General features: G+C 66.3%; 11 protein-coding genes and 2 pseudogenes. 7 read left to right on the forward strand and 6 right to left on the reverse strand.

From position 1 onward, the window contains the following. Nucleotides 1-6: 6 nt before the first annotated feature. Together GOAMI_RS00295 and GOAMI_RS00300 are read right to left on the reverse strand one after the other, a co-directional pair. Nucleotides 7-1,230, reverse strand: coding sequence for an acetyl-CoA C-acetyltransferase (locus tag GOAMI_RS00295; RefSeq protein WP_006434376.1), 1,224 nt, complete (start codon nt 1,228-1,230; stop codon nt 7-9). A 63-nt stretch (nt 1,231-1,293) separates the two neighbouring features. Beyond that, the gene (locus tag GOAMI_RS00300) at nt 1,294-2,241 is read right to left on the reverse strand and encodes an SGNH/GDSL hydrolase family protein (protein ID WP_174324696.1); all 948 of its coding nucleotides are present in this window, start codon (nt 2,239-2,241) and stop codon (nt 1,294-1,296) included. A gap of 79 nt (nt 2,242-2,320) precedes the next feature. On the opposite strand from GOAMI_RS00300, the gene GOAMI_RS00305 reads away from it, so the two are divergent. From GOAMI_RS00305 to GOAMI_RS00320, 4 genes are all read left to right on the forward strand, one after another. Further along, nucleotides 2,321-3,715 carry a cystathionine beta-synthase gene (locus GOAMI_RS00305; RefSeq protein WP_006434378.1) on the forward strand — a complete coding sequence of 465 codons (1,395 nt, stop codon included), beginning with the start codon at nt 2,321-2,323 and terminating at the stop codon, nt 3,713-3,715. A gap of 12 nt (nt 3,716-3,727) precedes the next feature. Continuing rightward, on the forward strand, nt 3,728-4,900 hold the full coding sequence (locus tag GOAMI_RS00310; protein WP_006434379.1) for a cystathionine gamma-synthase: 1,173 nt from the start codon (nt 3,728-3,730) through the stop codon (nt 4,898-4,900). Nucleotides 4,901-4,924: 24 nt separating this feature from the next. After that, a complete protein-coding gene (gene ilvA / locus GOAMI_RS00315) occupies nt 4,925-6,124 on the forward strand; it encodes a threonine ammonia-lyase (protein WP_006434380.1) in 1,200 nt (399 codons plus the stop codon). A 344-nt stretch (nt 6,125-6,468) separates the two neighbouring features. Further along, a complete protein-coding gene (locus GOAMI_RS00320; RefSeq protein ID WP_152528535.1) occupies nt 6,469-6,966 on the forward strand; it encodes a hypothetical protein in 498 nt (165 codons plus the stop codon). Between the two features lie 15 nt (nt 6,967-6,981). On the opposite strand, the gene GOAMI_RS00325 is transcribed toward GOAMI_RS00320, so the two are convergent. Then, complete coding sequence (locus GOAMI_RS00325; protein ID WP_006434382.1) at nt 6,982-7,500, reverse strand: SRPBCC family protein; 519 nt, start codon at nt 7,498-7,500, stop codon at nt 6,982-6,984. Between the two features lie 199 nt (nt 7,501-7,699). Between GOAMI_RS00325 and GOAMI_RS00330 the strand changes: the two are divergent. The 3 genes and pseudogenes from GOAMI_RS00330 to GOAMI_RS00340 all read left to right on the forward strand — a co-directional run. Beyond that, nucleotides 7,700-9,101: pseudogene (locus GOAMI_RS00330) on the forward strand (HNH endonuclease). Between the two features lie 125 nt (nt 9,102-9,226). Beyond that, entirely contained in the window at nt 9,227-9,661 is a 435-nt protein-coding gene (locus GOAMI_RS00335; protein ID WP_006434385.1) for an Ltp family lipoprotein, read from the forward strand. A 30-nt stretch (nt 9,662-9,691) separates the two neighbouring features. Continuing rightward, a pseudogene (locus tag GOAMI_RS00340) lies at nt 9,692-9,988 on the forward strand (DUF4352 domain-containing protein); the annotation flags it as partial. A 97-nt stretch (nt 9,989-10,085) separates the two neighbouring features. Here GOAMI_RS00340 and greA read toward each other — a convergent pair. The 3 genes from greA to GOAMI_RS00355 all read right to left on the reverse strand — a co-directional run bounded on the left by greA (nt 10,086) and on the right by GOAMI_RS00355 (nt 11,941). Beyond that, a complete protein-coding gene (greA, locus tag GOAMI_RS00345) occupies nt 10,086-10,580 on the reverse strand; it encodes a transcription elongation factor GreA (RefSeq protein ID WP_006434387.1) in 495 nt (164 codons plus the stop codon). A gap of 129 nt (nt 10,581-10,709) precedes the next feature. Then, nucleotides 10,710-11,486 carry a queuosine precursor transporter gene (locus tag GOAMI_RS00350; RefSeq protein ID WP_006434388.1) on the reverse strand — a complete coding sequence of 259 codons (777 nt, stop codon included), beginning with the start codon at nt 11,484-11,486 and terminating at the stop codon, nt 10,710-10,712. Then, entirely contained in the window at nt 11,483-11,941 is a 459-nt protein-coding gene (locus tag GOAMI_RS00355) for a DUF4307 domain-containing protein (RefSeq protein WP_006434389.1), read from the reverse strand. Before GOAMI_RS00355 ends, GOAMI_RS00350 begins: the two co-directional genes overlap by 4 nt. Between the last annotated feature and the right edge of the window lie 11 nt (nt 11,942-11,952).

The raw sequence follows: 11,952 nt of genomic DNA on the forward strand, positions 1-11,952 counted from the left end.
CGCGGGTCAGCTGAGGCGCTCGAGAACCATGGCCATACCCTGACCGCCACCGACGCACATCGACTCGATGCCGAAGGTCTTGTCATGGGTGCGGAGGTTGTTGAGCAGGGTGGTCGTGATCCGTGCACCGGTCATACCGAACGGGTGGCCGAGAGCGATCGCGCCGCCCGAGACGTTCAGCTTGTCGTGGTCGATGCCGAGTTCGTTCGCCGAGCCGAGCACCTGGACGGCGAAGGCCTCGTTGATCTCCACGAGGTCGATGTCGGACAGCGACATCCCGGAGATCTTGAGCACCTTGCGGATCGCCTCGATCGGACCGAGGCCCATGATCTCGGGTGACAGGCCGGTGGCGGCGGTGGCGACGACGCGCGCCAGCGGCGTCAGGCCGAGTTCCTTCGCCTTGGTGTCGCTCATGATGACCAGCGCGGCGGCACCGTCGTTGAGCGGGCAGGCGTTGCCGGCGGTGATGGTGCCGTCGGGTCGGAAGACCGGCTTGAGCTGCGAGATCTTCTCGTACGTCGTACCCGCGCGCGGGCCGTCGTCGGTGGTGACCTGGGTGCCGTCGGCCAGGGTGACCGGTTCGATCTCGCGGGCGAAGAAGCCGGACTTGATGGCCGCTTCCGCGCGGTTCTGACTGAGGACGCCCCAGCGGTCCTGGTCCTCACGCGAGATGCCGGTGAAGCTCGCGACGTTCTCGGCGGTCTGGCCCATCGCGATGTAGACGTCGGGGATGAGTCCGTCCTGGCGGGGGTCGTGCCAGATCCCGGCGTCGCCGGCGGCGGCGAGTTCGGTGCGCGCCATCGCGTCGTCGAAGAGCGGGTTCTTGGAGTTCGGGGCACCGTCGGCACCGCCGGAGATCCCGAAGCTCGACACGCTCTCGACGCCGCCGGAGATGATGACGTCGGCCTCGCCGGCCTTGATGGCGTGCAGCGCCATACGTGTGGTCTGCAGCGACGACGAGCAGTAGCGGTTGACCGTGACGCCGGGGATGTGGTCGTAACCGAGTTCGACGGCGATCACGCGGGCGATGTTGTTGCCGCCCTGACCGCCCGGCTGGCCGATGCCCCAGTGGATGTCCTCGATGTCGGCCGGGTCGAGTTCGGGCACCTTCGCGAGGGCCGCCTCCACCATCTGGCGGGACAGGTCGTCGGGACGGACGTCTTTGAGGGATCCCTTGGCGGCGCGGCCGATCGGGGAGCGGGCGGTGGAAACGATCACTGCTTCAGCCATGCGCCCACGCTACCCCAACCAAGCAGATGCTTGGTTTGATGGGGTGGTAGATCACATCTGCCGTCACACCTGCTTGAGCAGGCGTCGGAGTCCGGTGGCCACGCGCGACTCCTCCACCGCCGGGGATTCCTCGGGAGGTTCGGGTAACGGTGCCGAACCCCACTCGCCGATGGCGTCGAGGACCGGTGGCATCAGGATGTCGGCGGCCAGCGCGTATCCCGCCGCCGAGGGGTGGTATTGATCCGGGGACAGCATGAAATCGAGCTGGGCCCGGAATTCCTTGGCCATCAGGTCGGCGAGCGGAACCGACCGCCCACCCGCGGCACGGACCGCCGCGCGTTGGGCCGCAGCCAAACGAAGGCCCCACTGCCGCAACACTGTTCGCAGCGGCTGCGGGATGGCGGTGATGACGCCGAAGTCGGGGCAGGTGCCGACGACGACCTTCGCGCCGCCGCCGACGAGCAGTCGCACGGCGTCGCCGAGTCGGCGAGCCGACGCGCGGATGCCGTTGCGGGACGTCACGTCGTTCGCGCCGATCAGGATGATCGCGACATCCGGCCGTTCGTGGGCGATGAACATCGCGTCGATCTGGGCGGCCAACCCCTTCGACGTCGCGCCGACGATGGCCTTGTTGGCGTAGCGGACGGTCTTGCCGGTCTCGGCCGCGACTCGTCGTGCGACCTGCACACCGGGCGTCTCGTCGGCCGTGTCGACACCGAGTCCGGCCGCGGTGGAATCGCCGAAGACGGTCAGGAACAGGTCGACCGCAGTGTCGCGGGTGTACCGCGTCACCCGGCCGTCCGGGTGATAGACGCCGTCGCCGTCGGGGGCGTTGTCGGTGCGGTGCGGGATCACGGTGCGGGCCGTCGCGGCCTGACCGTTGAGGTAGTTCCAGACCGCCCATCCGGCACTCGCTCCGGCCGCAGTGGCTGCCGCCGTGGCGCCCACGTCGCGGCAGACCCGGCCCCAGGCCCAACTGTCGGCACCGACCTTGCGACTCCAACCGGACACGGCCGCCAGTCTAGAGGTCGACGGCCGGGTGTCGGTGGCCGAGTGTCGGGGACCACGACGGTTCTGGGACCATGGACTCATGCGCATCGCCAATCACGTTGTGGACCTGGTGGGCAACACCCCTCTGGTCAAGCTGAATTCCGTGACCTCGCCCGGATCCGGGCTGGTCGCGGCCAAGGTGGAGTACCTCAATCCCGGCGGGAGCAGCAAGGACCGCATCGCGGTCCGGATGATCGACGCCGCCGAGGCCTCCGGTGAACTCAAGCCCGGCGGCACCATCATCGAGCCGACGTCCGGCAACACCGGAGTCGGTCTCGCACTCGTCGCGCAGCAGCGCGGATACAAGTGCGTGTTCGTCTGCCCGGACAAGGTCGGCGAGGACAAGCGCAACGTGCTGCGTGCCTACGGTGCCGAGGTCGTCGTGTGCCCGACCGCCGTGCCGCCGGAGCACCCCGACAGCTACTACAGCGTGTCCGATCGTCTGGTTCGCGAGATCGAGGGCGGGTGGAAGCCCAACCAGTACGCCAACCCGGCCGGCCCGCAGAGTCACTACGAGACCACCGGCCCGGAGATCTGGGCCGACACTGACGGGAAGGTCACGCACTTCGTGGCGGGCGTCGGCACCGGCGGCACCATCACCGGCACCGGGCGCTACCTCAAGGAGGTCTCCAACGGTGCGGTGAAGGTCATCGGCGTCGACCCCGAGGGGTCGGTGTACTCCGGCGGCACCGGACGCCCGTACCTCGTCGAAGGCGTCGGTGAGGACTTCTGGCCGGCCGCCTACGACCCGGAGATCCCCGACGAGATCATCGCGGTCTCCGACGCGGACTCCTTCGACATGACCCGCCGCCTCGCCCGCGAGGAAGGGCTCCTCGTCGGCGGTTCCTGCGGTATGGCCGTCGTCGCGGCCCTCCAGGTCGCCGAGCGCGAGGGGCCCGACGCCCTCGTCGTCGTACTCCTGCCGGACGGCGGACGCGGCTACATGGCCAAGATCTTCAACGACGAGTGGATGAGCAGCTACGGCTTCCTCCGCACCCCGCTGGACGCCAACGCCAAGGAGTCGCTGGTCGGCGACGTGCTGCGCGGCAAGACCGGTGCTCTGCCCGACCTCGTCCACACCCACCCGCAGGAGACGTTGCGCGACGCCATCGAGATCCTCCGCGAGTACGGGGTGTCCCAGATGCCCGTCGTCGGCGCCGAACCGCCGGTCATGGCCGGCGAGGTCGCGGGTGCGGTCACCGAGCGAGACCTGCTCAGCGCCGTCTTCGAGGGACGCGCCAGCCTGGCCGACCCGGTCTCGGCGCACATGGGAGATCCGTTCCCGCTCATCGGTTCCGGTGAGCCGATCAGCGCCGCCACCAAGGCACTCGGCGACAGCGATGCGCTGATGGTCGTCGAGGACGGCAAGCCCATCGGCGTCATCACACGCCACGACCTGCTCGCGTTCGTCTCGAGCCACCCGATCGTCGGATAGGAGCACACCACTGTGAGTGAACGACGCAGCGCCGCGGATTCGGTTCGCTGGCAAGGTTTCTCGACCCGCGCCATTCACGCCGGATACGATCCGGATCCCCAGACCGGCGCGGTGAACGTGCCGATCTACGCCAGCTCGACCTTCGCCCAGGACGGCGTCGGTGGACTGCGCGACGGATTCGAGTACGCCCGCACCGGCAACCCGACGCGACGAGCGCTGGAAGCCAATCTCGCCGCACTCGAACACGGAACCTACGGTCGCGCTTTCGCGTCCGGTATGGCCGCCACCGACTGCCTGCTGCGTTCGACGCTGCGTCCCGGTGACCACCTGGTGATCCCGAACGACGCCTACGGCGGAACCTTCCGACTCATCGACAAGGTGTTCACCCAGTGGGGCATCACCTATTCGGTGGCACCGGTGTCCGACGTCGCCGCGGTGCGCGACGCGATCCGTCCCGAGACCAAGCTCGTCTGGACCGAGACACCCACCAACCCGCTGCTCAACGTCGGCGACATCGAAACCCTCGCCGCCATCGCGCACGAGGCCGGCGTGAAGCTCGTGGTGGACAACACCTTCGCCTCCCCGTACCTGCAGCAGCCGCTGACCCTCGGCGCCGATGTCGTCCTGCACTCGACCACCAAGTACCTCGGTGGTCATTCCGATGTCGTCGGTGGTGCGCTGGTCACCGACAGCGAAGAGCTCGACGAGGCGTTCGCCTTCCTGCAGAACGGCGCCGGTGCGGTTCCCGGACCGTTCGACGGCTACCTCACGATGCGCGGCACCAAGACGCTCGCCGTCCGCATGGATCGCCACTGTGACAACGCCGAGAAGGTCGTCGAGTTCCTGAGCTCGCACGACAAGATCGACGCCGTCCTGTACCCGGGACTCGAGAACCACCCGGGCCATGCGGTCGCCGCCAAGCAGATGAAGCGCTGCGGCGGCATGGTGTCGGTGCTGGTCAAGGGCGGCATCGAAGAGGCCAAGCAGTTGTGCGCCCGCACCGAGGTCTTCACCCTCGCCGAGTCGCTGGGCGGCATCGAGTCCCTGATCGAACACCCCGGCGCGATGACCCATGCGTCGACCGCCGGCTCGTTGCTGGAGGTTCCCGACAACCTGGTTCGTCTGTCGGTGGGCATCGAGGACATCGACGACATCCTGGGCGACCTGGAGAACGCGCTGCGCTGACAGCCTGCGGTTGATACTGGCCCAATGCTGCTCACATCTGCAGACATCGAGAAGGCGACCGCCGAGCTGTCCGGCGTGATCCGGCGGACGCCGGTGATCGCGTCCCGCGTGCTGTCCGAGCGAAGCGGGGCAGACGTCTGGCTGAAGTGCGAGAACCTGCAGCGAACAGGCTCGTTCAAGCCGCGGGGTGCCTATCTGCGGATCTCCCGGTTGTCCGCCGACGAGCGGGCACGCGGCGTCGTCGCAGCGAGTGCGGGCAACCACGCGCAAGGGGTCGCCTGGTCGGGGACCGAGCTGGGGATCAACGCACGGGTGTACATGCCGACCGGCGCGTCCTTGCCGAAGATCGCGGCGACGAAAGCCTATGGCGCCGAAGTGATTCTGGCCGGTGAGACGGTGGATGAGGCGCTGGTCGAGGCTCAGCGGTTCGCGGATCAGACCGGTGCGGTGCTGATCCATCCGTTCGATCACCTCGACATCGTTGCCGGTCAGGCGACGGTCGGGACGGAGATCCTCGGGCAGATGCCCGATGTCACGACCATCGTCGTCCCCCTCGGTGGCGGCGGTCTGCTCGCCGGAGTCGCGGCCGCGGTACGGGCGTCGAGGCCGGACGTCCGAGTCATCGGCGTTCAGGCGGCCCAGGCCGCGGCATGGCCGACGTCGCTCGCGGCGACGCGTCCGGTGCCCGCGGCGTCGATGAACACCATGGCCGACGGCATCGCCGTGGCCCGGCCGGGCGACGTCCCGTTCGAGCACGTCACCGAATACGTCGACGAGGTCGTGACCGTCAGCGAGGAAGAACTCAGCACGGCGCTCCTGCTGATGCTCGAACGGGCGAAGATGGTCGTCGAACCGGCGGGCGCGGCAGGTGTGGCCGCCGCGGTGGGCGGCACGCTCGACCTGTCGGGACAAGTGTGTGTCGTGTTGTCCGGCGGCAACATCGACCCGTTGCTGCTGCGCCACGTGACCACTCACGGTCTCACCGCGGCCGGTCGATTCCTCACCTTCACCGCCACCGTCTCCGACCGCCCGGGCGGACTTCTCGCGCTGCTCGAACTGCTCCGCGACCAGGGTGCGAGCGTTATCGACATCGTGCATTCACGCGTCGCCGACGATCTGTACCTAGGCGAGGTGCAGGTGACGGTCAGTGTCGAGACGCGCGGACCCGACCATCAGCGCGTCGTGCGACGCGCACTGAGCGAGGCAGGGTTTCTGCGGGACTAGCTCGGCGAGGTTGTGGATGGGGCCGTTGCCTGTGCAGTCTTCTCGTCGTCGGGCTTCGGTGCGCACTTACCTTGCCGTGCATGGGAAGACGTTCACACTCATCCGAGTCGGCCTGGGGACCTGAGCACGCGGAGCGGATTCGGGAGGATCTGCACGAGAGCTGGCGGTGGTTGAAGCGTAGGTGCGCAGCACTTCTCGGAGAACTGGAGTCGCTCGATGGGCCGCTGTGTGGCGAGCACATCGCTCGCCGGTCTCGGCTCGCGAGGGCACGGTCCCGGCTCGACTTGACGTTGACGAACTCCGTACATGCCACGCTCACACTTCCCCACGCACCACTGATATGGGTGAGAGAGTCGGCGATACCGGTGTTGGCCAGCGCGAGCCAGTCCTATCACCCCTCGGAACTCTTGGAGATCCTCAACTCGGCGAGGCGTGACGAGGTGGGCTTTGTGCTCTTCGAGACATCGGTGGGGAGTCATCGCATCGATGACACCATTAGCGGGCCGTCGGCGCGGGAAGTGTCGATCGATGGGCTCTATTGGTACCCCGCAAACGTGACGATCAGAGAGTCGCCCGACGAGACGCACGATGGCGTGGCTTTCCATGTCCTCAGCAGGCATAGAGGGCTACGCCGCGCGCATGCTTCGGAGTCGTACCGCCCGTTGATCGTTGTCGCGGAGGCAGCCATCTTTCTGCTGACGCCGATAGGCGTTCGCGCCAGTGGCGATTCGCGGCCGGTCCGGTTGCTGGCTGCACTCGTTGACGAGGTTGGACTAGGTGGGTCTCCGTCTCTACGGGTCGAATTGCTCGATCGGAAGACTGCGATCGTCTCAGCAGCGTGACCCAAGGGCCGGCGACTATTGCGCCGGTTCGAGATTCGCGAAGTGCTTGAGGGTGTCGGCCTCGATCGTCTTGTAGACGGTGGACGACGCCGGGCCGGAGAACGCGGTGACGGCCTTGGACTTGGTCGGCAGCTCGAGAGCGAAGGTCCACCGCAGGCGACAGCCGACGTCGGCGGGGTCGATCTGAGTGGCCTCACCGAAGCGGCGGATACCCGGGACGTTGGCGCTCTTGACCCGGAATGCATTGTGGTACCGGCCTGCTTCGGCGTCCTCGGTCCAGTGGAAGAAGTCTTCCTGGAGCGTCACGTAGCCCGGGCCGAGGACCGCCTTGCGGGTCGCGCCGGCGCCATAGGGAGGTGGCGAGGTGAACTGGATCGACTTGATCGCCCGACACCAGTCGAGAGTGTTCTGGCGGGTGAACTCTGCCCACGCCCGCTGTGGCGTGACCGGCAGCCGGACGTCGATCACGTGGCGCACCGGTGCATCGTCGAAGAAGTCGAGGTCGAAGGTCTCCAGTGCATAGGAACGTGACATGGGCCCATTGAAGCACCGGCGGGTTGGTCTCACAGGTGGTTCGGCGTACCGCCGGGCGTGGTGTGTTCCGCGGAACGCTCGCGAGTCTGTGACCTGCGGAATTGTCGGTGGCCGCCGGTAGCTTGTTCGTATAAGTGTTCGAACTGGCTGGGGGGTCGGGATGTCCGTTACCGCGTTACGCGCCGAGGGTGTGTCGTCGATGTTCGACGGTGCGGATCCGGCGTCGTTGTCTGATGAGGTGCTCGAGGTTCGGGTGTTGGGTTATGCCGCGCAGATCACGGCGTTGACCGCGGAGTTCTTGTCGCTGGTGGCGGAGTTGGATGAGCGGGAGTCGTGGCGGGGTCCGGGGATTCATTCGTTGGCGCAGTGGTTGTCGTGGAAGGCGGGGATTTCGCAGCGGACGGCGCATGAGCAGGTGCGGGTGGCCAAATCATTGCGGGAGTTGCCGCTGATCCGTGAGGCGTTCGGTGCGGGGCGGTTGACGTATTCGAAGGTGCGGGCGTTGACGCGGGTGGCGACTCCGTTGCGGGAGCAGGAGTTGGTGAATCTGGCGTTGTCGTGCACGGCGTCGCAGGTGGAGAAGGCGGTGCGGGCGATGCGTCAGATCGATCGCGGGCACAACGAGAAGGGGGAGCTCGTGGCGCCGGTGGAGTCGTGGGGTCGGTGGAAGTGGAATGTCGATGGGTCGTTGTCGGTGTCGTTGACGTTGTCGCCGTTGGATGGTGCGCGGTTCCTGGCGGGTGCGGTGCGGGCGGAGTATGAGCGGGCTCGCACGGCCGACGATGGGGATCTTCCCGCGCGGGAGAGTGTTTCCGCGGAACACTCCGGGCGAGTTGGAGACCGAGTCCGGTGAGCGGGATTCGGAGGTGAAGCCGGCGAATCGTCGGGATCTGTGGCGGCAGGTGCCGTCGAATGTGGCGCCGGCGGTGGTGGCGATGGCCGACATGGTGCATGACGGGATCGCGATGCCGGACCTGGCGCCCGGGGCGGAGATTCTGATTCACGCGGGGGATGGGGTGGAGCATGCGCATCTGGATGACGGTCCGGCGTTGTCGGAGGCAGAGTTGGAGGAGGCTCGGTGTGGGGCGGTGACGCGGGAGGTGTTGTCTGCCAGGGTTCCTGGTGATCCGGGGAAGTTGGCGTTGTTGGGGTTGGGGCGCAAGCGGCGAACTCCGAACAAGGCGCTGGTCAGGGCGTTGTTCCTGCGGGATCGGTGCTGTCAGACGCCGGGGTGTGAGCGGACGCGGCATTTGCATGCGCATCATGTGGTGTTCTGGTCGGCGGGTGGGGAGACCGAGTTGGACAACCTGATCTTGTTGTGTGGTTCCTGTCATCGGGCGTTGCATCGGGGCGAGTTCGCGATCCGCGGCCATGGACAGCAGCGGTTCACGTTCCACATGCCGGGTGGTTCGGTGATCGAGGTGAGTCCAGCGACATGTGCGCCCGGGCTGTGGCAGCCAGACTCGAAGATCGCTGTGGATGCGACTGTGCCTATCGGTGGCGGGAAACTCGACCTCGGGTACGCGACCGAGGTGATCTACGCCGTGTGGGAGTGGCGAGAACGCCAGACTGCAGCGAGTGCCGTCACCGCGGCTGCGTGACATGCGAGCGAGGATTCGTCCGATCGGATGACACTGTGCGGCAACGTTTTTGTCGTACCCCCGTGACACCTTGCTCTCAGACGCGGCTCAGCTTCCCAGAGCTGCACCTGAAAGAAGGAAGAACGATGATCGACTCCCAGAAGAAGTGGCCGTGGGCGGCAGGTGTCCTCGCCGCGTTCGTGATGATGATCGGTGTCGTGGCCGGTTTCGGGACCACCGCCTCTCCGCACGCGGCGCCGAGCGCGCAGACTCCCGTGATCGAACTCGTGTCGGAGGTGTCGAACGCGGTCGCCAAGGCGAGGGACTACCTCGCGTACACCAGTTTCTCGAAGTCGGGATTGATCGACCAACTGGAGTACGAGGGTTTCTCGTCTTCGGACTCGTCGGCCGCGGTCAATCAGCTCGAAGCCGATGGCGGGGTGAACTGGTATGACCAGGCGGCAAAGAAGGCCCGTGAGTACCGCGAGTATTCCCCGTTCTCGCGACAGGGCCTTATCGAACAGTTGGAGTTCGAGGGATTCACCAGCGAGCAGGCCGTTTACGGGGCCGATCACAGCTAGGATCTGCCAGATCTGCCAGACCCGTTGTAGGAGGCTCAGGGTCAGTTCGTGATCGTCACCTTGACGGTGAAGAACACGAGCAAGGAGCCGAAGGGCTTCTCGCCCAGCGATCAGAAGCTCTTCGACGACCAGGGACGTAGCTTCGAGCCGAACGCCACCGCGCAGATTGCACTGGGCGGCAGTGACATTCCCGTTTGGGACAACATCAATCCCGGCAACACCGTCGACGTCAAGGTCGTCTACGACATGCCCGCGGATGCCAAGCCGGCAACCATCGAGCTCCACGATTCGATGTTCTCCGGCGGCGTGAAGGTGAACCTCGGCTGACCCGATTCGTCCCTACGTCGTATAAACGAAATCGGTGGCACCAATGCGCATCAGATGCGCAATGGTGCCACCGATTCGTGATTTCGGCGTGGCTCGGTCAGCTGTGGTACGGCTCCGCGCTGACGAGGGTCACCTTGATTGTCGCGCCGCTGGGCACGGAGTACTCACGCGTCTCGCCGACCTTGGCGTCGATCAGTGCGGAGCCCAGGGGCGAGCTGGGGGAGTAGGTCTCGAGCTTGCCGCCCGACGCGCCCTCTTCGCGGGTCGCGATCAGGAAGGTCTCGGAGTCCTTCTCGTCGCCGTCGTAGTAGACGGTCACGACGGAGCCGGGCAGGGCGACGCCGGACTGGGTCGGCGCCTCGCCGACCTTGGCGTTGTTCAGCAGCTCCTGGAGCTGGCGGATGCGCGCCTCCTGCTGGCCCTGCTCCTCGCGGGCAGCGTGGTAGCCACCGTTCTCCTTGAGGTCGCCCTCTTCACGTCGCTCATTGATCTCGGCAGCAATGACCGGACGATTGGCGATCAATGAGTCGAGCTCGCTCTTGAGGCGATCGTGCGACTCTTGGGTCAACCAGGTCACCTGGGTGTCGGTCATCGGTCACTCCTTCGTGTTGCCCGCGCCGCGTTGCGACTTTTTTCACCGCGCGACATTTGGACGCTAAAAATGCAGCAACACGACCCCTCGCGGAGCCGTGTATCCGACCATCTTACCAGCCGACGAGACCTATGGCACATCCGTTGTGCGGGCGGTTGCCGCGTCGAGTGCTTCCTGATAGGTGGGCTCGGCTCGTTTCAGCCATCCGACAACGAAATACGTCACCGGCATGATGACGATCTCGACCATTGTCTTCCAGACAAACCCGACAACGGTGTAGTTGACGAAGTCCCCCCACGTGGAGATACCCAGTGCAGATGCGGCGATCGAACAGAAGACGAGGGTGTCCGCGAATTCGCCGACGACGGTCGATCCCAAAAGGCGCGCCCACAAATGTCGCTCACCGGCGCGCTCTTTCATTTTGACCAACACGAATGAATTCAGGAACTCGCCCACCACATATCCGGCAAGTCCGGCAAGTAGGAATTGTGGAACGACGCCGGCGACGGTTTCGAAAGCCTCTTGGCCTTCGTAGAAATCGGCGGCGGGGAGCTGAATCGTCAGCCAGAAACACAACGACGCGAGAACGAGGACGGCGAAACCGGCCAGGATCGTGCGGCGCATCGCGCGGAACCCGTACACCTCACTGATCACGTCGCCCAGGACGTAGGCGAGCGGGAACAGGAAGAACGCGCCGTCGGTGACGAGGCCCTGCATGTGGATGGGGCCGAGGTCGACGTCGAGCCAGTCGTCGAACAGCACGACACCCTTCGTGCCGGTGACGTTGCTGATCAGCATCACGCCGACGAACAGCCCGACGAGCAGCGGGAAGTAGCGGCTACCGATTGCGGCGAACGCCGCGCGGGGTGCCGGTGTCTCGCCTGGTCTGGCCTGCCGGGTGCTCACGACTCGGGCTGCAGGTAGGCGGGCACGTTGACGGTGCAACCGAAGACCTCACCGATCACCGGGGGTTTGGAGGTGGTGACCTCGGTGCGGACACCGATCCGCTCGGCGGAGTCGGCCGGGATCAGGATCTCGCGGCGCCCGGTCTCGCTGCCGTCCTTCGATCGTCCACGCACCACACAGGCGGCGGGCTTGCTCGGGTCGGAGCGGTCGACGGTGAACTGCACGGCGACGGTGTTGCTGTCGAGGATCTCGTAGCCGGTGGCCTCGCCGGACACGTCGGCGGTGCCGAACTTGCTGTACCCGATCGCCGCCAGCGTGACGCCGGCCACCACGACGAGTATCGACAGCGCGACGAACCAGCGCCGACGGGTCTGAGCGGTCGCGGAATGCTCCGGGTAGGTCGCGCGCGGGCCGCTGCGAGGGCGCTCTGCGGCGCCCCCATCCGAACTGTTCACGCGTCAATACC

It is taken from the genome of Gordonia amicalis NBRC 100051 = JCM 11271 (genome assembly GCF_000332995.1).
Classification (GTDB): domain Bacteria; phylum Actinomycetota; class Actinomycetes; order Mycobacteriales; family Mycobacteriaceae; genus Gordonia; species Gordonia amicalis.

Excerpts from the sequence above, each read along its gene's own strand:
- greA (WP_006434387.1), bottom strand. The coding sequence starts at position 10,580 with ATGACCGACACCCAGGTGACCTGGTTGACCCAAGAGTCGCACGATCGC.
- ilvA (WP_006434380.1), top strand. The coding sequence starts at position 4,925 with ATGCTGCTCACATCTGCAGACATCGAGAAGGCGACCGCCGAGCTGTCC.
- GOAMI_RS00325 (WP_006434382.1), bottom strand. The coding sequence starts at position 7,500 with ATGTCACGTTCCTATGCACTGGAGACCTTCGACCTCGACTTCTTCGAC.
- GOAMI_RS00305 (WP_006434378.1), top strand. The coding sequence starts at position 2,321 with ATGCGCATCGCCAATCACGTTGTGGACCTGGTGGGCAACACCCCTCTG.
- GOAMI_RS00335 (WP_006434385.1), top strand. The coding sequence starts at position 9,227 with ATGATCGACTCCCAGAAGAAGTGGCCGTGGGCGGCAGGTGTCCTCGCC.
- GOAMI_RS00295 (WP_006434376.1), bottom strand. The coding sequence starts at position 1,230 with ATGGCTGAAGCAGTGATCGTTTCCACCGCCCGCTCCCCGATCGGCCGC.